Raw genomic sequence first — 20,072 nt, 5'->3', positions numbered from 1 at the left:
GGGACAGAAATGACATATAAATCAGATATTGAAATCGCGCGGGCAGCGCGCAAGCAACCAATTGCGCAAATTGGTGAAAAACTTGGCATTCCATCGGACCATCTTTTGCCTTTTGGACATGACAAAGCCAAAGTTTCTCAAGAGTTTATCAAATCCCAAGCTAATAAAGAGGATGGCAAGTTAATCTTGGTCACTGCCATCAACCCAACCCCTGCGGGGGAAGGCAAAACCACCACCACGGTGGGCTTGGGCGATGGGCTAAATGCCATCGGTAAAAACGCAGCAATTTGTATTCGTGAACCGTCGCTCGGCCCATGCTTTGGCATGAAAGGCGGCGCCGCTGGTGGCGGTTATGCGCAAGTCGTACCGATGGAAGACATCAATCTCCATTTCACCGGTGATTTTCACGCCATTACATCGGCGCACAATCTGCTGTCAGCCATGATCGACAACCATGTTTATTGGGGCAATGCCGAAGAAATTGACGTGCGTCGCATTACATGGCGGCGGGTGTTGGACATGAATGATCGCGCCTTGCGTTCGGTCGTCACATCGCTGGGTGGTGTCACCAATGGTTTCCCTCGGGAAGCCGGGTTCGACATCACAGTGGCATCCGAAATCATGGCCATCCTTTGTTTGGCAGAAGATCTGGAAGATCTGCAGCGGCGCTTGGGCAATATCATCGTTGCCTATCGTCGCGACCGCACGCCAGTTTATTGCCGTGACATCAAGGCAGATGGCGCCATGACTGTGTTGTTACAACAAGCCATGCAGCCCAACCTTGTCCAAACATTGGAAAACAATCCCGCCTTTATTCACGGTGGCCCGTTCGCCAACATTGCCCATGGCTGCAACTCTGTTATCGCCACCAAAACAGCACTAAAACTCGCTGACTATGTGGTCACGGAGGCAGGCTTTGGCGCCGATTTGGGCGCAGAAAAGTTCTTTGACATCAAATGTCGCAAGGCGGGGCTATCGCCCAACGCGGTGGTCGTGGTGGCCACGGTGCGCGCCCTTAAGATGAATGGCGGCTTGGCCAAAGACGAGTTGGGCGGTGAAAATGTTGAGGCGCTCAAAAAAGGGTGTGCCAACCTTGGACGCCACTTGGAAAACATCAAAAAGTTTGGAGTGCCCGCCGTCGTTGCCATCAATCACTTTGTGACCGACACTGATGCAGAAGTTGAAGCTCTTAAAGCCTATGTTGAAGGACAAGGCGCGAAAGCGATTTTGTGCCAGCATTGGGAGCATGGCTCAGAGGGAACAAAAGCCCTGGCAGCGCATGTGGTCGACATGATCGATAATTTCGAAGGCCAATTTGCGCCGCTTTACGCCGATGATTTGGGTCTTGCGGCAAAAATTGAAACCATCGCCAAAGAGATTTACCGTGCGGATGAGGTCGTGATTGATAAAAAAATCGCAACGCAATTGAAAAATTGGGAAAAAGCGGGATATGGCGCCTTGCCAATCTGCATGGCGAAAACGCAATATTCCTTCACGACAGATCCAAACGAACGTGGCGCACCGACAGGACATTCGATTCCAGTGCGCGAAGTGCGTTTATCGGCAGGGGCGGGGTTCATCGTGGCAATTTGCGGTGAAATCATGACCATGCCAGGCTTGCCGAAAGTACCATCGGCAGAAGCGATCAAATTGGATGAGGCCGGTCAAATAGAGGGGTTGTTCTAAGGCAATATATGAGTGAATCAGAACCACATACGCCGCCTCGCGCACGCATAAAATTGCAACCGCTGGGCGATAAAGCCATTCTTGTGGTTTTTGATACGCAATTGCGCCTGAACGCCAATCGGCAAGCCATCCAATTTACGCAATTGGTTCAAGAAAAATTGGCATCCTATATCGTGGGTGCCAATTCCAATTTGCTGTCCTGCTTGGTGCGGTACAATCCCAAACGCACCAGCTTTTCGGTGTTGCGACAAGAGTTGCAAATGCTGCTTGCCTCCTTTGATTTGGAAAAGGAACGGCCGCAAATCGGCACCGACCCCAAATTGATCACAGTTTCTTATGGCGGGGAGAATGGGCCGGATTTCGACGCTGTACACCGTGATCTCAAACTAACTGGTCAAGATTTCATCGCCCAGCACACAGCCAATGTACTTGATGTGTTGGCCTTAGGGTTTTCCCCAGGGTTTGTGTATTTGGGGTTGCATGAAAATTGGCAGCACTATCCACGGCGAGCGCAAATGCGCGAGAATGTCCCGCCTGGGTCAGTATTATTTGCCGCGGGGCAAACAGCGATCACCAGTGTGCCCATCCGCACAGGTTGGAGTGTGATAGGCCACTGCCATCTGAACAATTTCGATTTGCAGCGCGACCCACCAGTGCAGCTTTGTCCCGGTGATGTGGTGCAATTTCAATCTGCGGAGGCCGATAATGTCTAAGATCGTGCTTCAGCGTGTATCTCCCCATTCAACCGTACAAGATGCGGGGCGTGACGATGGCCTTAAATATGGTGTTTCCGCCAGTGGGCCGATGGATCGTCCAGCCTTTTATCAAACTGTTCAACTGTTAGGTGAAGGCGCACCAACTGCATTGGAATTCACCATGCTGGGCCTCGCCTTTAGTTTTCACGGCGAACCGGCGATGATGGCTGCGGCAGGCGGCGAATTTATGTGCACCATCAATGGCATCCAGCAATCTTGGCCGCTAAAGGCGCAGCTTGAGGATGGCGACCAGGTCGACATCAAAACCGGACCATCTGGCATGTATGGTTATGTCCGCTTTGACCGGGACATCGACGCGCCAACAATTTTGGGCAGCAAGGCCACAAATCTTGCGGCGCAAATTGGCGGGCTTGATGGAAAACCACTCTCCATTGGTGATGTCATCCCGCTTGTTGATGGCGATAAAATAACCACGGACATAAACTATGGCGAAATGCCTTTGATTGAACCGGATGCCGACATTGTCTTGCGCGTGTTGCCCGGCTTGCATGCAGACCTTCTAGGCAAGGGGACATGGCAAAGCCTGTTCCAAAGCCCGTTTGAAATTTCCGCTTCAACTGATCGTATGGGCGTGCGCCTGAATGATCCTGATAACCGGTTTTCCGCCATTGAAAAGCTTGGGCTGGTGTCTGATGCTGTTGTGCCCGGAGATATCCAGATATTGGGTGAGGGCACACCGGTCATTTTGATGCGCGACCATCAGCCCACTGGTGGCTATCCACGAATTGCAACATTAATTGATAAAGACCTTGACCGTGCGGCCCAATTGCGGCCAAACACCCGCATCAGATTTCAGTCCATCAGTTTAGAGAAAGCGCAGCAGCTCTTATGACGCAATCGCCCATCACCAGCATTGATCTAAATGCGGATTTGGGCGAGGGCGCCGGAACCGACGAAGCGCTAATGCCCCTGATTTCAAGCGCGAACATCGCCTGTGGCGGTCACGCAGGTGATGAGGAAACCATGGCACGTTCCATCGGTTTGGCTCTAGCCCACAACGTGTCGATCGGCGCACATCCGGGGTTTGAAGACAAAGAGAACTTTGGCCGCACCCGCCTCAACCTTTCATTTGATCAGCTCCGCGATCAATTGTTGCGTCAACTGGATCGGTTTCAATCTTTGGCAGCGACACAAGGCACCAAGGCGCGTTACGTTAAGGTACACGGCGCGCTGGCCAATATGGCCGCGGAGCAGGCTGAAACAGCAGATCATGTAATGCGCATTGTCCGCGAGTTTGACCCAAATCTAAGCATCTTAGCGCTGGCCAATTCCGAACAGACCAAGGCGGCAAAGGCACACGGTCTAAAGGTTTATGATGAAGCGTTTGCGGATCGCGCCTATACAGCTGACGGCCAATTGGCGTCGCGCAGCTTGGATGGCGCGGTATTGCATGATGTCCTGCACATCACAAAACACATTCAAAACATTGTTCAAAAACAGGGCGTAGTCGCCCTTGATGCGCAGTTTGTGCCCCTGCGCGCCCAATCGATTTGTGTGCATGGGGATACCCCGGATTCAGTCGCGATTGTTGCGGCAATTGTTCAGGCATTGGCCGAGCAAAACATTGAAATAAAATCGTTTCTAGACTCTCAAGGAGACACTTGATGACCGCCCAGATTATTGATGGCAAGGCATTCGCGCAGCAATTGCGCCACCGCATTGCAGACCATGTTGAGCGCCTGAAAACCGAGCATGGCCTAACCCCGGGTTTGGCCGTTGTGATTGTCGGTGAAGATCCGGCGAGTCAGGTCTATGTGAATTCAAAGTCCAAGCAGACAAAAGAAGTGGGCATGAATTCATTCAAATATGAATTGCCCAAAGATACTGGCGAGGCCGAGCTGCTCAATTTGATTGATGAACTCAATGAGCGCGATGACGTCAATGGCATTCTCGTTCAATTGCCCGTACCCGATCATATTGACGCTGATAAAATCATAAAACGCATCAGTCCCGCCAAGGATGTGGATTGCTTCACACCGGAAAATGTGGGGCGTTTAGCCATTGGCCTGCCGGGTCCCGTTTCATGCACACCGTTGGGCAGCCTAATGCTGCTCCGCGATCAATTGGGCAAATTGGAAGGTATGAATGCGGTCATTATCGGCCGTTCCAACCTTGTGGGCAAACCCATGTCTCAGCTTTTGCTGCGCGACAATTGCACAGTCACCGTTGCCCATTCGCGCACTAAGGATTTACCAGGCCTTTGCCGCACAGCGGATATCATTGTTGCTGCCGTTGGTCGGCCGGAAATGATCAAAGGCGATTGGATTAAACCGGGCGCGACCGTCATTGATGTGGGCATCAACCGCGTTGACGCGCCAGAAAAAGGCGAGGGCAAAACCAAGCTCGTGGGCGACGTAGAATATGCTGAGGCCGCGAAAGTGGCTGGCGCAATCACCCCGGTCCCCGGTGGCGTTGGTCCCATGACCATTGCTTGTTTGTTGGCCAACACCATCACAACAACCTGCTTGGCCAACGACCTCACACCACCAAGCGACCTTACCGCCTAGAACAGTTATATCAGGGCCGCTTTTGCGGCCCTTTCTTATGGACGCAACGTGCGCACATTGGCAAAAACGATATAGAGCGTGCAAAGCTGCCCGAAGATAACCGCGGGCCACACCAGCGGAAATTGCGGGTCCATATATTTTTGCGGTCCGAATGACACCATTGCGAGCAATGCGGCCAATAGGCCCAATGTCCGGCCTGCCGCGCCATTCAGCGGCCCGATAATCAGAGCGCTTGCAGCAATGGACAGACTTACCGACAAAAACGGGCCGATGCCTGAAATTGGAATAATGGCAGGCGGATGCGGCGCAATTTGTGCATAAAGAGACCCCAGCATGACCAATTGTAGAATGATCAAGCCGACGAGGGCAGCTGTAGTGTGTTTGGTCAATTGTGCGTTGAGCATAGACATAAGAACCTCAATAACGTAATTTAATGTACGGATAACAATAAACGTAATGATGTGTACGGAAAAATCAAGGAATTTTGGTGAAACGCGAAAATAAAGATGCGCGAATGGCTGAAATTGAGGCGGCGGCCTACGCGCTGCTCGCCAAATTCGGCTATGAAAACATATCGATGTTGAAGATCGCGAAAGCGGCCAAAGCGTCAAATGAGACACTCTATAACTGGTATGGTGACAAAAAAGGGCTGTTTGCAGCCATGATCCGCCGCAATGCCAGCGCGACCCTGTCTGCGCTTGACGACAGCATGCTCCACCAGGATGTCCCCGAAGTGGTGCTCAAACGCGCATCAAAGACGTTATTGACCATGCTGATGAGTACCAATGCAATTGCACTGAACAAGGCGGCAGCGGGCGATGCCACTGGTGAGTTGGGACAGGTTCTAAATGAGGAGGGTCGACGTAAAGTTGCGCCAAAATTCCTGCCGCTGATAGAGCACCTCAATACGGCAAGACCCGCAGCGGACACGCTGGAAATTTACCTATCGGTGCTGATCGGTGACTGGCAGATCAAGCGGGTAATCGGCGTGATGACCGCGCCAGAAAGTACGGAAATTGACGCGCGCATTGAGCGCGCGATCCGGGTGGTGCAAAACCTGAGCTAGCGTCTCTCGCGCCGACGTCCGCGCCGTTTTGGCTTATCACCTGGTGCAGCAGTTTTTGAAACAAATGCGTCCATCTCGAAATGGGCACGTGTAAGCGGAAAGGCGTCGGTGCTATTGGGAATGCCCATGGCATCAACAAAATGCTGTTGAAATGCGGGTTCCAGCGCGGTCTCGATCTTGGTCACCGTTTGCGCGGTGTCCTCAATGGAGCGGCGTTCGCCACGGCTGAGCAGCGCCCGCAAGGCACCTTGTCCAGCAGCGTTGCCAACGGCCCGTACATTTGCGACGTCACAATCAGGCACCAACCCCAGCAACATGGCGTAGGCCGGGTCAATATAAGAGCCAAACGCGCCAGCCAATTTGATTTCACCCAGTGTTTGCAAATCGGCCTTGTCCATCAACAGCTTGACGCCAGCATAAAGCGCTGCCTTGGCCAGCTGGATTGCCCGCACATCATTTTGTGTCACCACGAGCCGCGGCGTACCTTCGCGCACCACAAACGACCATGTACGGCCATTTTCCACCAACACCGCTTTTTCGGCGTCAGTTTCGGGCGCACGAATAATGCCATCATCAGTCAAAATGCCTGCCAACCGCATTTCGCCAATTATCTCGATGATACCTGAGCCGCAAATACCCGTCACACCAGTGGTTTGCACCGACTCGTCAAAGCCATCTTCGTCCGACCATTGTTCAGTGCCGATCACTTTGTAGCGGCAGGAAAGATCGTCCCGATTGATGCGAATGCGCTCAATCGCACCGGGCGCAGCCCGCTGTCCACAAGATGTTTCCGCCCCTTCAAAGGCAGGTCCCGTCGGTGAGGACGCAGCAAATAGCTGCTTGCCGTTCCAAAGTGCAATTTCCGCGTTCGTGCCCACGTCGACAATCAGTGTCGGGGCTTCGTTTTCCTGTGGTCGCTCCGCCAGTAACACCGCCGCCGCATCGGCGCCCACATGACCCGCGATCAGCGGCAGCAAATAGGTCTGCGTGCCCTTTGGCAGATCAAGACCAATCTGATGGGCCGGCACATGCACAGGGGTTGATTGCACCAACGCAAAGGGCGCTTGCCCGATTTCGGTAGGGTCCCAGCCCAAAAACAGATGGTGCATCACCGGGTTCGCCACAAAAACGCAGTCCAGCAAATGCGAGCGTTTGCGCCCAGACATGTCGAGCAATTGTCCGATCAGCGAATTGACCGCATTGATAACGGCTTTGTTCAAATCGTCCTGACCACGCTCATTCATCATCACATAGGACACGCGTGACATGAGGTCTTCGCCAAAACGGATTTGCGGATTGGCAACACCAGCGGAAGCGAGGATTTCACCCGTAGAGAGATCGGTGAGGTGGGCGGCAATGGTTGTGGACCCAATATCCACGGCAATGCCGCTCATTTCATCACTCAGGCCCTCATAAAGCGCAACGATTTCAGGCTGGGAGCCGTCCAAATGTACAGCGGCGGTCACTTCCCAATTGCCGCGGCGCAATATCTTTTGCAGCTCCGCCTTTAAATGATGCTGAATGTGTAGGTTACTGATGTCGAACTGCCGCTCAATCGCCTGACAAAGCCGATCGCCATCGCCCAGTGGATTATGCATATCTGGCTGGTCCAACTCCACATAGCAGAGCCTGATCGCTGGATCGCGCAACATGCCCAACGTGTTGGCATCCTTGCGGATCGTTTGGCCGGCAACGCGGAACGCGTCGGGTATATCGATCACGATATCCCCTTGCAACGTGGCCGAGCAAGAAAGACGCATGCCCGGTTCCAGCCCGCGCTTTTGGTCATAGCGTTCTTCTTTAAAGCCCTTTGGGGATAAGCCTTCTTCGCTGCTTTCAATACCAAACTTGGCAAATTTGCCGCTCGCGACACTCACCTGGCATTTGCCACAAATGCCGCGCCCGCCACACACGCTTTCCACATACACGCCTAGCTCGCGAGCAGCATCCAATATGGGGGTGCCGACGGGAAAGCGGCCTTTACGGCCGGAAGGCTGGAAAACAAGCAATGCATCTTGGGGCGCGGTCATAAAATCTCCTATCCGCGTGCGCGACGACGGCCTGAACGGCGACGGCGGCCGCCCGCTTCGCCATCTTCACCCTCAGGGGCTGCCGGGCGGTTGGCGCGAAGCCATTCGCCACAATCCGGGTCAAAGCCATTCAACACATTGGCAGCGCGAATGGCTTCCATTTGTTCTTTGTGGGTTGCACCCATAATGGCTGAGGTCAAGCCGTGGCCAGCGGCCATGGCCAGAAAATGGCCCGTCATCAACTGGCGATTTGGAATGCCGAAGCCAACATTTGAGGCGCCACAAGTGGTGTTGACTTGCAATTCCTCGCGCAAGCGCCGCAGCAATGCAAACACCTGACGGCCCGCATCATTCATGGCGCCGATGGGCATCACCAACGGATCGACCACCACGTCCTCCTTCGGAATGCCATGGTCTTGCGCACGCTCCACAATCTTTTTCGCGACCTCGTACCGCACATTCGGGTCCGTCGAGATACCTGTTTCATCATTGGAGATGGCCACAACCGCCGCGCCATATTTCTTCACCAGCGGCAGCACACGCTCAAGGCTTTCGTCTTCACCTGTCACAGAGTTCACCAAAGGCTTCCCCTGATAAACCGAAAGCCCGGCTTCCAGTGCGTCAATAATGGAGCTATCGATTGAAATCGGCACATCAGTGATCGACTGAACAAGCTGAATACATTCGGCCAAGATTTTTGGCTCATCAGCCAATGGCACGCCTGCATTTACGTCCAACACATGAGCGCCAGCAGCAACCTGTGCCAGTGCGTCTTTTTCCACGGTGGAGTAATTATGTTCTTTCATCTCCGCCGCCAGCTTTTTACGGCCAGTCGGGTTGATCTTTTCACCAATCACGCAAAATGGCTGGTCAAACCCAATGATCACTTCTTTTGTCGGTGAGCTTAAAACAGTACGTACAGTCATGAGTGTCCCTTAGTGATTGCGGCCGCCATTTTGGGCCAATTGTGCAAGTGTTTTTGTCGGATATTGGTCTTCCAATTCGCTGGCGATGCGCTCAAGCGCGTCCTCCGGCGCTTCATCACCAATATCAATATCTTCGCGGCGCCATTCTTCGAGATAGCTGTCATCATCCGCAGCGCCTGACACCATGGCAGCCTTATCAACGGCCACCATAAACCGATCGGCGAGGGGGCGTTTTTTCGCTTTCCGCCCCTTGCCGAAACTGAGTTGGGTGGGGATGTCGCGCCAATAAATAATCGTCAAATTCATGTCAGCTTACCTTGTTTAGAAAAGGTTCGAGTTCACCATACCCCGTGTCGCGTATTTCAAGCCGCAACCCCAGGCGCATTGCAGCGTGTAAGGCTTTCTCATTCAGTTTTGCATCATTCGATTGGCGCAGATACATCAATCGTGTGTAGTTGCCGAAATAGGCATCACGCAATTCAGGGTGGCGATCCAACCCCAATGATTTAAAGACCAGCGTATCGAACTGCCGAACCAAATAGTCAGTCAGATAAAAGGTGCCGGGCTCGAGATCATGAACCACGTCAAACTCATCCAGGCCCAAAAAGAACGCATAGCAATGTGCGCCTTCAAGCCGAGTGGCGCCGTATTTTTCGATCACGGGATCAAGTTTCCCCGCTGTGCCACAATCGGCATACCCGACCAACAATTGATCACATTGCGGCGCCAATTCAGCCAAAGCTTCATCAACGGCCGCCGGAATATCAATCGGTCGATTGTGCAAAGCGGCGGGCAAAAACTTCAATTGCCAATGATCGCCGCCCAACTGTTTTTGCAAATGCAAAATCTCACGCGCCAAAGCACCGCAGGAAACAATCCCCACGCTAAACTTCTCATGTTTTGCTTTAGCATTCTGATTTAGCATTTTGTTTTATAACTATTTATGCTTGTTGGGTTAAGAGGCGTTTCGCCGTTTCAACGGCCACCGCCGCGTCTCTGCAATAGGCATCGGCGCCAATGGCTTCGCCAAACTCTTCATTGAGCGGTGCGCCACCAACAATCACGATCAGCTCATCGCGAATGCCTTTTTCTTTCAGCGTTTCAATCACCACTTTCATGTAGGTCATGGTGGTGGTCAGAAGCGCGGACATGCCCAAAATATCTGGCTTGTGTTCTTCGATGGCGGCAAGAAACTGGTCCACATCTGTGTTGATGCCCAGATCAATCACCTCAAAACCAGCGCCTTCCATCATCATGCCCACAAGGTTTTTGCCGATATCGTGGATATCGCCCTTCACTGTGCCGACAACCATCTTGCCCATTTTCGGGGCGCCGGTTTCGGTGAGCAGGGGACGCAGAATGAACATGCCAGCCTTCATGGCGTTGGCAGCAAGCAACACTTCAGGCACAAACAAAATGCCGTCACGGAAGTCGTCACCCACGGTTTTCATGCCTTTGACCAACACTTTGGTCAAAATGTCATAGGGCGCCCAACCGCGCTCAAGGAAGATGTTGACGCCTTCTTCGATCTCTTCTTTGAGACCGTCATAAAGGTCGTCTTGCATCTGCTCAGACAGTTCTTCGTCGCTCAGTTCAGAAAGAATGATATCGTCTTCTTCATCCGACATATGTGTACCCTTAAATGCTGATGAACGTTACGAGCGGCGACGCCGACGGTTGCTACGCTCTGATTTTTTATCCGATTTCGGCGAAACCAACGGACCCAAAGTCTCGATAATCTCGGCAGCTGTTGGGGCGTCGCCACCATTGTGGGTGCGCACCGCGTCGGCCATGGCTTTCACATGTGCCGGGCTGTTGCCGCAACATCCACCAATAATTGAAACACCCAAATTCATCGCCAGTTTGGCGTAGTCGGCCATCAACTCAGGAGAGCCTGAATAGACCACCTTGTCTCCGGCAATTTTGGGAATGCCCGCATTGGCCTTGGCGACAACAGGAATGCCATCCGCATTGGCCACCATATCAATCGCTGCAACCAGCAAGTCAGACGCACCAACGCCGCAATTTGAACCAAAAGCTGTTGGACGCGGATCTTTCGCGGCCATCTGACCAGCAAAGGCAGAAGGGGAGAGCCCCATCATCGTGTTCCCGGCTGTATCAAAGCTTGCGGTCACAACATAATCCAGCCCGACTTTATTGGCCGCTTCAATTGCCGCGTCGATTTCCTCGGGCGAGGACATGGTTTCGATCCATGCCACATCAACACCGCCCTGCTTCAGGCCCGTCATTTGTTCTTCAAAAGCTTCAACCGCGCCTTCATAGGTCAACTCACCGAGCGGAAACAAAAGATCCCCCGTTGGGCCAACAGAACCTGCCACCACAATTTCGCGGCCTGATTTGGCCACCAAATCACCAGCGATCTCTGCGGCGGCTTTATTGACTTCAACAACCCGATCTTGAAGATCATGAAGATGCAGCCGACGGGCAGTTCCGCCAAAGGAGTTCGTCACCAAAATATCGGAACCAGCATCAATGAAAGACTGGTGCAACTTTTGAATCCGATCGATATGATCAAAGTTCCACGCCTCGGGGGCCTGGCCAGAATCAAGGCCCATTGGAATCAGGTTTGTGCCGGTGGCGCCATCCGCCAGCAAAATGCCTTTTTCCTTCAAAAGTTTGTTTAGCTTATTCATGCTGATCCTTCTTGGTCCGCTTGTGTTGTGGTGTCATATCATATTTGGGATATAAAGAAACCTTTATATCCTTAAAAAGTGAATTTTCCTTTATTTGGCCACATCTGTGCCGCATTCTTTCTAGAATAGGGCTAAATTAAATAATTCGAAACCATGTAGCCAATGCACGGTGGGCAAATCCTCTAAAAATGCGTTATGATATTTCGTACAATTTGAAGTTATAACCCGAATGCGCATAATGAATAAAACAAACAAAAATGTGCGCGCGATCGCCGCGCTCGTGATCAGCTTGCCCGTGTTGGCTGCCTGCGGCAACAGCAGCAGCTGGTTGAACAAGAACATCAACACAAAGACCAAGTTCTCTTCCTCAGAATATGGGGTCGCTGCGTCACCGCGACTGACCACTGGTTCAAAGGTGCGTAAAGGCGGCGGACGCTACCAAGTGGGTAAACCCTACAAAGTGGCCGGCCGTTGGTATCGCCCACAGGAAGATCCCAATTACGACAGTGTTGGTCGCGCGTCGTGGTATGGGCCAAATTTCCATGGCCGCTTGACCGCTAACGGCGAAATCTTCGATCAGAATCATTTGAGTGCTGCCCACCCAACATTGCCGCTGCCATCTTATGTGCGCGTGACAAATTTGGATAATGGCCGCTCTGTGGTCGTGCGGGTAAACGATCGTGGGCCATTTGCACATGGACGTGAAATTGATTTGTCCAGCCGCACAGCTGATGTTCTCGATTTCAAAAACCAAGGCACCGCGAAAGTGCGGGTGCAATATGTAGGTCGTGCGCCGCTTGAAGGTGACGATTCACGCTTCTTGATGGCCAGCATCAATGCACCAACCGAAATGGAGCTGAACGGCAATACCCGCTTGGCATTCGCCAACTCCGATCAATTACAACCGATCCAAACAGCTGCTCTGGCACCACAAAATGTGCCAGCACCCCCATCACGCACGAGCTTGCAATCGCTTCAAAGTGGCAACAATGGCCTGGCCGGTGATGCAGCCTATGATTCCTTGTTCTCGTCTTATGCCGATACAACAAATGTTGTGAATGAGGCCCATGCCGCGGCTAACGTAATGGCCAACCAAGATAATGGCTTGACGCAATGGCAGCAGAGCATGGATCTTGACGCGCGTAGCATCAACAAGACCCTCGGTTTTGAAACAGATCCGAACGCCGCCCATGAATTGGCTGTAAAATTTGCACAAATTGCAGCTGTGCGCACGGTTCCTGGAACGCAGAATGGCCGCAAAGGCTATGGCGTTTTGGTTGAAACATTACGCCCCGGCGTCACCAAGCAAGATTTACTACAATTGACCCGGAGTCTTGGCCTCGACGAATTCCTCCTATATGAATAAGGCAATGGCGCCAATCATTTGGCGCCAATTCGTTGCCGTTTAGGGGAGGTAGTCAACTCATGTCCATTAAGAGTGCCCTTGCACGCATTTGCAGTTTTGGGGTGATCTTGGCATGGCTCGTTGGTCCAGCGTTTGCTCAAGTTGAGTTTGAAAGCCGTGCCAAATTTGCCATTTTGATGGATTATGCATCTGGTACCGTGCTTTATCAAAAGCAAGCGGATGAACCCATGGAGCCCGCATCCATGGCAAAACTAATGACGATTGCTGTTGTGTTTCAACGCCTTAAGTCTGGGCGGCTGGAGCTATCCGACGAATTCTTTATCTCAGAAAAAGCATGGCGCGAAGGCGGCGCGGGTTCAGGCGGCTCCACTATGTTCGCTGAGCTGAACTCCAAAGTCAGCGTCGAGAACCTGATCAAATCTGTCATTATTCAGTCCGGCAACGATGCCAGCATCGCATTGGCCGAAGGCATTGGCGGCACAGAGGAAAGCTTTGTGCGGGTGATGAACGAACTGGCGACAGACCTTGGATTGGACGATTCAAATTTTGAAAATTCAACCGGGTTGCCAGACGAGGACATGCTGGTCACCGCACGTGACCTCGCCAACTTGGCACGACACATCATCAAGACTTACCCCGAATATTACGATTTGTTCTCACAGCCCAATTTTGAATGGAATGGGATCAATCAAGGCAATCGCAATACATTGCTGGATGATGGCATCGGCGTGGACGGACTTAAAACCGGTCACACAGAATCTGCTGGCTACGGCATCGTCGCCTCGACAACCGAAGGCGGTCGCCGATTGGTCGCTGTGCTGCACGGCATGGAAAGCAAAAGCGAACGTCGGGAAGAGGCGCGAAAACTCATAACATGGGGCACCCGAACCTTTGAAAAGCTAGAAACGTTCAAGGATGGGGAAATCGTTGGTGAGATTGGTGTCTATGGTGGTGAGGTCCCAAATGTGGGGCTAATTGGTGATGGCCCAATTGATCTTTATGTGCCGAAAGGGTCGCGACGCTGCCTCAATGCGCGCATCGTTTATCAAGGGCCGATCATGCCGCCTGTGGATCGCGGACAATATCTTGCAGATTTACATGTGTATTGTGATGAGAATCTGATTCAAAAGACTCCGCTTTATGCGGCCAGAACCGTTGAGCAAGGTGATATTGTGCGGCAGGCAACCGACGCATTGAAAGAACTGACCTTGGGTTGGCTCAATTAGAAAGAAATTATGCAGGCGCGATTTATAACATTTGAAGGCGGCGAGGGGGTTGGCAAATCAACCCAAATTCAACGCCTTGTCGCCAATTTGAATAAGCGCGGCGTGGAAGCAGTGCGGACGCGGGAGCCAGGTGGCACGCCGCGGGCCGAAGCCATTCGGTCGTTTTTGCTTCAAGGCAAGTCAGAGGAGTGGGGCCCCAGCGCCGAAGCCATCCTCTTCGCCGCGGCCCGATTGGACCACGTCAATGCAATGATCCGCCCAAATCTGGAAAGCGACAAATGGGTCTTGTCGGATCGGTTTCACGATTCAACCCGCGCCTATCAAGGACTAAATGGTGGTGTGCCGACCAAGCTCATTGGCGCGCTTGAGCAACTTGCGCTCGATGGCACCACGCCGGACATGACATTGCTGATTGATATGGACCCTGAGCTGGCCTTTGAACGCGTGCGTAAACGCGCAGCGGAGGACGGCCTGGATTTGCCGCCTGATCGCTATGAGAAGGAAAACCTCGATTGGCACCGCCAACTGCGTCAAAACTTTCTCGATATTGCCAAACGTGAAACCGAACGATTTGTGGTGATTGATGGCAACAAGTCAGCCAATGATTTGGAGACCGCGATTTGGGCTGCAGTCGAAGAACGATTTGCCGATGAGTTCGAGAACTAGATGGCTGACCAAGAGCTAGACCTACAAGCGGACCAACTGTCCAACGCGCCTCTTCCCGAACAATCGGCACATTTGTTTGGCCATCAGGGCCAGCTTGAACAACTCTTGCATGCTTATGACTCCCACAAATTGCATCATGCGTTTTTGATTGCTGGGCCCAAAGGCATCGGCAAGGCGACTTTTGCCTATCATGTGGCGCAGCAATTGTTCGCCAAATCAGGCGACGAACCGCTGGAACGCATTCAAGACCAGATTCGCCAAGGCTCCTTTCCCAATCTGAAAGTCATTCGCCGCCAAAAAAATCCCAAGACAGGCAAGTTTGCGGCCCAAATCTCAGTGAATGATGTGCGCCAGGCGGTAAAATTCTTTCAAACGAGCGCCGCACGCACGGGCGTGCGCATCTGCATTGTGGATTGCGTCGATGATCTCAACGCCAATGCTGCAAACGCATTGCTGAAAACACTGGAAGAGCCACCGCAAAACGCGATCTTCTTGTTGGTGACACACCGGGTAGGCGGGGTGTTGCCCACCATCCGTTCGCGCTGCAACCTTTTGCCCCTCAAGCCAGTTTCCGATGAGGATGTGAGAGGCGTTGTGGAAACTGCAGGCCTCCATTTGGGCGCCGATGAGTTCACACAAATACTCACAATTGCAAAAGGCCGTCCGCGAAAGGCGTTCGAAGCACTCGAAGTGGCCGACAATCCGGCCTTAAGTGCGCTGTTTGCCTGGCTCGAAGCGCCAGACCAGCATAGTGAAACCGCGATGCTGGAACTGGCCGCCGCGCTGGCAGATCCGAAAGCTGAACAAGTGTGGCAATTGGCCATTGAAATGATCGACAATCACGTGGCCGCAATTGCAAAATATCTCAGTGCACAAGAAGCGCCGCGCGCCCTGCTTGCCAAAGCCCTAAGTGTGTGGGAAAAGACGCAAGAACTCGTGGTCGAGCAGGCCATTTTCAATCTTGACAAAAAACAGACCATTACCATGGTGCTCGAACATATTCGTATGTTAAATCAAGCTGCTATGATGAATGAGCATCAAACTGTTTAGACCCAAAAAGACCGAAGGCTTATGAGCGATAAATCCTATTATGTGACCACCGCAATCCATTATCCGAACGGCGTGCCGCACATCGGCCATGCCTATGAGATGGCGGGTGCGGATGCCATGGCCCGCTTCAAGCGTTTGGATGGGTATGACGTCAAGTTTTTGACCGGTACCGATGAACACGGCATCAAGATGGCCCAAACCGCTGCAGCCCGGGGCATCACGCCGCGCGAATTGGCCGATGAAAACTCCGCCCAATTCTTGCGCCTAGCCGATGCGCTGAATCTGTCGAACGATGATTTTATTCGCACCACCGAAGAGCGTCACAAAAAGGCATCACAAGCCATTTGGCAACGGATGAAGGCCAAGGGCGACATCTATGAAGATGTTTACGCCGGTTGGTACTCTGTCCGCGATGAAGCCTATTACGACGAAAGCGAATTGGTGGACGGAGAGGGCGGTGAAAAGCTGTCACCTCAGGGCACACCTGTTGAATGGGTAGAGGAAAAAAGCTTCTTTTTCCGCCTATCCGCTTACGGCGATAAATTGCTCGACTATTACGAGCAACATCCTGAATTCATTGGCCCAAAAGCCCGCCGCAACGAAATCACGGCCTTTGTGAAGTCCGGCCTTCGCGATCTCTCCATTTCGCGTACCACTTTCGACTGGGGCATTCCCGTGCCTGATGCGCCAGAACATGTGATGTATGTCTGGGTGGATGCGCTCACCAACTATATTACAGCGCTCGGATATCCGGATATCGATGGTGAGGATTTCAAAAAATTCTGGCCTGCCGATGCCCATGTCATTGGTAAGGACATTACCCGTTTCCACGCCATTTATTGGCCCGCCTTTTTGATGAGTGCGGATATTGCATTGCCGAAAAAGGTCTATGCCCACGGCTTTCTTACTGTAGATGGACAGAAAATGTCCAAGAGCCTCGGCAATGTGATTGATCCGTTTGATCTCATTGATGAATTCGGTTCAGATGCCACACGTTTTTACTTCTTGCGTGAAGTGAATTTTGGCAGCGATGGTGACTATAGCCACGAAAAGTGCGTCAACCGCTGCAACGCCGATTTGGCCAATGATTTTGGTAATCTGGCCCAGCGGTCACTCTCTATGATTGCAAAAAACTGTGATGGGAAAGTGCCAACCCCGGGCGATTTTACTGACGCTGACCAGACCTTGCTCGACAGTATCGCACCCGCGCTTGAACAAGCACGCAAGGCAATTGATGAGTGTGCATTGCACGATGCCGTGGCAGCAATTTGGGATCGGGTCGGCGACGCGAACCGTTATTTTGCCGGGCAGGAGCCTTGGGTCCTGCGCAAAAGTGATCCGGCGCGGATGGAAACCGTACTCTATGTGACGGCAGAGGCTATTCGTCGACTGGCCATCGCAGCACAGGCCTTCACGCCTATTGGCGCGGCCAAGTTCTTGGATGCTCTGAACATTGATGCTGACAAGCGCCAGTTTGCCAATATTTCAGACGCAGACAAGCTGCAACCCGGCGCAGAATTGCCCGCACCAACCCCCGTCTTCAAACGTTTTGAACATGAGGCCAAAGACTAAATGCTTGTCGATAGCCATTGCCATTTAGATTTTGATGCGCTGCAAGCCGACATCGATGGCGTTATGCAACGCGCCAGGGAAGCTGGCGTTGAGCGCATGGTGACAATTTCCACGCGCGTTAAAAAGTTCGACACGATCAAAGCCATCGCGGAAGCATATCCGCACGTGTTTTGCTCAGTTGGCACACACCCGCACAATGCTGATGAAGAGTTGGACATTTCAGTCGAACAACTTGTCGAATTGTCTGCTTATGAAAAATGTGTCGCCATCGGCGAAGCTGGCCTCGACTATTTTTACGACAATGCACCACGCGAAGCCCAAGAAATCGGGTTTCGTCGCCATATTGAGGCGGCGCGGATCACGCAACTGCCCTTGGTTATTCACACGCGCGATGCAGAAGAAGACACAGCTCGCATCCTGAGCGAAGAAACGGAGAAGGGGGAATTCCCCTTCGTTTTGCATTGCTTCTCATCGGGCGAAGACTTGGCGCTGCACGGCATTGAACTGGGCGGCTATGTCTCATTCTCGGGCATCGCCACGTTCAAATCTGCCGCCGCCATCGTTGAGACGGCCAAAAAACTGCCATTGGACCGCATTTTAGTGGAAACGGATGCACCCTATTTGGCGCCAGTGCCGCACCGCGGTAAGTCAAATGAACCTTCCTTTGTGCGCCACACGGCTGAATTTATGGCCAATGCGCTTGAGCAAGACTTTGAGCAGTTTGCCAAACAAACCACTGAAAACTTTGATCATCTATTCAAGAAGGCAGTTAAGTGACCCAGAACAAGGAGCCAAAAATTGTCGCAACAATTCTCGGCTGTGGGTCATCTGGTGGGGTGCCGCGCGTTGGGGGAAATTGGGGCAATTGCGACCCCACAAACCCAAAAAATCGCCGCCGCAGATGCTCTTTGTTGCTGCAAGGCTATTATGAAGAAGGTGGCCCAACCACCAATGTTTTGATCGATACGGGCTGCGATATTCGCGAGCAATTGTTAGATGCCGGCGTGTCGAGTTTGGATGCAGTGTTCTACACCCACGAACATGCCGATCATTGTCACGGGATTGACGACTTGCGCGTCCTAGCTCTAAATGACAGGAAGCGTGTTGAAGTCTATGCCTCAAAATCTGCATATGCGCGCATCAAATCGGCATTTGGATATTGTTTTACCGCACCACCGGGTAGTCCTTATCCTCCCATATTGAACGCAAATGAGCTTGAAGCTGGCAGTTCCGTTACGATCAAAGGTGAGGGCGCGCCGATCCGCCTCAGCGCGTTTGATCAGGAACATGGCAATATTCGCGCGCTCGGTTTCCGTATAGGTAATCTTGCCTATTCCTGCGACCTGTCAGACATTCCCACCAGTTCTTATGAAGCATTGGAGGGACTTGATTGCTGGATTGTCGATGCGTTGCGCTATACCCCGCACCCCAGCCATTTTAGTTTGGAAGATGCGCTTCATTGGATCGAACACATGAAGCCCAAACGTGCGGTGCTCACCAACATGCATATTGACCTTGATTTTCAAACAGTTATGGATGAAACGCCGGGCCATGTGGAGCCGGCATTTGACGGGATGAAAATCCAAATTAGATAAGACTCTTTGGTAGCTTAAATGCTGAAATCAGCGTTTCTGTCGGCGCAAAACCAATCTTTCGATACAACGCAAGCGCATCGCTATCCGCTTCAGCTTCCAAGACGATTCTAACGTGCCCAAAAGCTCGACGAACCTGTTGAATTGCCGCGATCAATAGCTGTGTGCAATAGCCGCGACGACGAAAACTGGGATGAGTTTCAATCTGTTGAAAGCGCGCAATCCCGTCAAAAACAAAAATGCCAAGATCTGCAGCTAATTGGCCATCGCTGAAAGCGCCGAACCAAAATCCATTGCCTGCAGACACTAATTGTCTAAAGCGCTGAAATCGTCTCGAAACAAGTTCACGATCAGCAAGGTTTGTGTTCTCGCCAAGCATCATTTGTTGCAATGAAACAACTCGCTGCCAGTCTTCATCTGATTCAATCTGACGAACATCATTTGTGCTGAGTTCCATCAGCGGTTCGGCGATTTCGGCAAACGACAAACCGTGACACTGATCGATTTCAAATCCCATCCGATCGAACGCGTTGAGCGTTGCACGCGACGGCAGCACATCGCTGTCCCACGCAATCGCGATGTGGTCACAATCAAAGCGCTGGTGGAACAACTCAACAAGCTGTGCGGCCGAACACGAAGAACCGGTTCGCGGCACAATCAAATAGTTTCCCCAGAAGAAATTCGGCGCCGACGATGTGTGCACTGAGATTACATCACCACAATCCCGCCAAATCGCATCAGCTGGCAACAAGGCCAAATCAGATCTAAGAATGGGAGATGTCAAATCCATACGCTGATCATAGTGCAATGCTTGAACCAATAGAATAGGTTCATATCAAGGGGCCTGTGCAAACACGCATCCAAGTCGCGCTCCGCCAACAGCCAATCAGCCCTAAGCAAACTCATATCAAAAAATTCCATAATATATATTATCAGAATACCTGATATGTTGAGC

General features: G+C 52.2%; 21 protein-coding genes. 13 read left to right on the top strand and 8 right to left on the bottom strand.

The window, feature by feature from the left end; genetic code table 11:
• Positions 1–9 precede the first annotated feature (9 nt).
• The 5 genes from MXMO3_RS10570 to folD are packed head-to-tail and all read left to right on the top strand — an operon-like array spanning position 10 to position 4,969.
• Positions 10–1,686 (top strand): formate--tetrahydrofolate ligase, encoded by a 1,677-nt coding sequence (locus tag MXMO3_RS10570; RefSeq protein ID WP_117395843.1) that lies wholly within the window; start codon positions 10–12, stop codon positions 1,684–1,686.
• A gap of 8 nt (positions 1,687–1,694) precedes the next feature.
• The gene (locus MXMO3_RS10565) at positions 1,695–2,399 is read left to right on the top strand and encodes a 5-oxoprolinase subunit B family protein (protein WP_117395842.1); all 705 of its coding nucleotides are present in this window, start codon (positions 1,695–1,697) and stop codon (positions 2,397–2,399) included.
• Positions 2,392–3,294, top strand: a complete 903-nt coding sequence (locus tag MXMO3_RS10560) for a 5-oxoprolinase subunit C family protein (protein ID WP_162889219.1) — start codon at positions 2,392–2,394, stop codon at positions 3,292–3,294. Before MXMO3_RS10565 ends, MXMO3_RS10560 begins: the two co-directional genes overlap by 8 nt.
• Positions 3,291–4,067, top strand: a complete 777-nt coding sequence (locus MXMO3_RS10555; protein WP_117395840.1) for a 5-oxoprolinase subunit PxpA — start codon at positions 3,291–3,293, stop codon at positions 4,065–4,067. Before MXMO3_RS10560 ends, MXMO3_RS10555 begins: the two co-directional genes overlap by 4 nt.
• A complete protein-coding gene (gene folD, locus MXMO3_RS10550; protein ID WP_117395839.1) occupies positions 4,067–4,969 on the top strand; it encodes a bifunctional methylenetetrahydrofolate dehydrogenase/methenyltetrahydrofolate cyclohydrolase FolD in 903 nt (300 codons plus the stop codon). Before MXMO3_RS10555 ends, folD begins: the two co-directional genes overlap by 1 nt.
• Before the next feature lie 35 nt (positions 4,970–5,004).
• Here folD and MXMO3_RS10545 read toward each other — a convergent pair whose 3' ends face one another.
• Positions 5,005–5,379: a hypothetical protein gene (locus tag MXMO3_RS10545; RefSeq protein WP_245985725.1), complete on the bottom strand. Its 375-nt coding sequence runs from the start codon at positions 5,377–5,379 to the stop codon at positions 5,005–5,007.
• A gap of 77 nt (positions 5,380–5,456) precedes the next feature.
• Here MXMO3_RS10545 and MXMO3_RS10540 point away from each other — a divergent pair, with 77 nt between their 5' ends.
• Complete coding sequence (locus MXMO3_RS10540) at positions 5,457–6,035, top strand: TetR/AcrR family transcriptional regulator (protein ID WP_117395838.1); 579 nt, start codon at positions 5,457–5,459, stop codon at positions 6,033–6,035.
• Here the strand turns inward: MXMO3_RS10540 and MXMO3_RS10535 are convergent.
• The 6 genes from MXMO3_RS10535 to bmt are packed head-to-tail and all read right to left on the bottom strand — an operon-like array spanning position 6,032 to position 11,645.
• Complete coding sequence (locus tag MXMO3_RS10535) at positions 6,032–8,065, bottom strand: ASKHA domain-containing protein (protein WP_117395837.1); 2,034 nt, start codon at positions 8,063–8,065, stop codon at positions 6,032–6,034. The two genes, MXMO3_RS10540 and MXMO3_RS10535, sit on opposite strands and share 4 nt — an antisense overlap.
• Positions 8,066–8,073: 8 nt before the next feature.
• Positions 8,074–8,991 (bottom strand): methyltetrahydrofolate--corrinoid methyltransferase, encoded by a 918-nt coding sequence (locus tag MXMO3_RS10530; RefSeq protein ID WP_027835336.1) that lies wholly within the window; start codon positions 8,989–8,991, stop codon positions 8,074–8,076.
• A gap of 9 nt (positions 8,992–9,000) precedes the next feature.
• Positions 9,001–9,297 carry a virulence factor gene (locus MXMO3_RS10525; protein WP_027835335.1) on the bottom strand — a complete coding sequence of 99 codons (297 nt, stop codon included), beginning with the start codon at positions 9,295–9,297 and terminating at the stop codon, positions 9,001–9,003.
• Between the two features lies 1 nt (position 9,298).
• On the bottom strand, positions 9,299–9,874 hold the full coding sequence (locus MXMO3_RS10520; protein WP_205468008.1) for a DUF1638 domain-containing protein: 576 nt from the start codon (positions 9,872–9,874) through the stop codon (positions 9,299–9,301).
• Positions 9,875–9,932: 58 nt separating this feature from the next.
• Positions 9,933–10,619, bottom strand: a complete 687-nt coding sequence (locus MXMO3_RS10515) for a corrinoid protein (RefSeq protein WP_027835334.1) — start codon at positions 10,617–10,619, stop codon at positions 9,933–9,935.
• Between the two features lie 27 nt (positions 10,620–10,646).
• A complete protein-coding gene (gene bmt / locus MXMO3_RS10510; RefSeq protein WP_117395835.1) occupies positions 10,647–11,645 on the bottom strand; it encodes a betaine--homocysteine S-methyltransferase in 999 nt (332 codons plus the stop codon).
• 238 nt (positions 11,646–11,883) lie between these two features.
• On the opposite strand from bmt, the gene MXMO3_RS10505 reads away from it, so the two are divergent.
• Genes MXMO3_RS10505 through MXMO3_RS10475 form a run of 7 tightly spaced genes read left to right on the top strand, consistent with a single transcriptional unit; the run spans position 11,884 to position 19,120 of the window.
• Entirely contained in the window at positions 11,884–13,011 is a 1,128-nt protein-coding gene (locus tag MXMO3_RS10505) for a septal ring lytic transglycosylase RlpA family protein (RefSeq protein WP_211198796.1), read from the top strand.
• A 59-nt stretch (positions 13,012–13,070) separates the two neighbouring features.
• Positions 13,071–14,237 carry a D-alanyl-D-alanine carboxypeptidase family protein gene (locus MXMO3_RS10500; RefSeq protein WP_027835332.1) on the top strand — a complete coding sequence of 389 codons (1,167 nt, stop codon included), beginning with the start codon at positions 13,071–13,073 and terminating at the stop codon, positions 14,235–14,237.
• Positions 14,238–14,246: 9 nt separating this feature from the next.
• Positions 14,247–14,903 (top strand): dTMP kinase, encoded by a 657-nt coding sequence (gene tmk, locus MXMO3_RS10495; RefSeq protein ID WP_117395833.1) that lies wholly within the window; start codon positions 14,247–14,249, stop codon positions 14,901–14,903.
• Positions 14,904–15,953, top strand: a complete 1,050-nt coding sequence (locus MXMO3_RS10490) for an AAA family ATPase (protein ID WP_117395832.1) — start codon at positions 14,904–14,906, stop codon at positions 15,951–15,953.
• Positions 15,954–15,974: 21 nt separating this feature from the next.
• Entirely contained in the window at positions 15,975–17,525 is a 1,551-nt protein-coding gene (gene metG, locus MXMO3_RS10485) for a methionine--tRNA ligase (RefSeq protein ID WP_117395831.1), read from the top strand.
• Entirely contained in the window at positions 17,526–18,302 is a 777-nt protein-coding gene (locus MXMO3_RS10480) for a TatD family hydrolase (RefSeq protein WP_117395830.1), read from the top strand.
• Complete coding sequence (locus tag MXMO3_RS10475; protein WP_245985722.1) at positions 18,299–19,120, top strand: MBL fold metallo-hydrolase; 822 nt, start codon at positions 18,299–18,301, stop codon at positions 19,118–19,120. The genes MXMO3_RS10480 and MXMO3_RS10475 overlap by 4 nt, the downstream gene beginning before the upstream one ends.
• On the opposite strand, the gene MXMO3_RS10470 is transcribed toward MXMO3_RS10475, so the two are convergent.
• A complete protein-coding gene (locus tag MXMO3_RS10470) occupies positions 19,113–19,925 on the bottom strand; it encodes a GNAT family N-acetyltransferase (protein WP_162889218.1) in 813 nt (270 codons plus the stop codon). The genes MXMO3_RS10475 and MXMO3_RS10470 overlap by 8 nt on opposite strands.
• Positions 19,926–20,072 lie beyond the last annotated feature (147 nt).

The sequence above is a fragment of the Maritalea myrionectae genome (assembly GCF_003433515.1).
Taxonomy (GTDB): Bacteria; Pseudomonadota; Alphaproteobacteria; order Rhizobiales; family Devosiaceae; genus Maritalea; species Maritalea myrionectae.
Note: the sequence above shows the minus strand (reverse complement) of the source record. Positions and strands in the feature narration are given on the sequence as shown.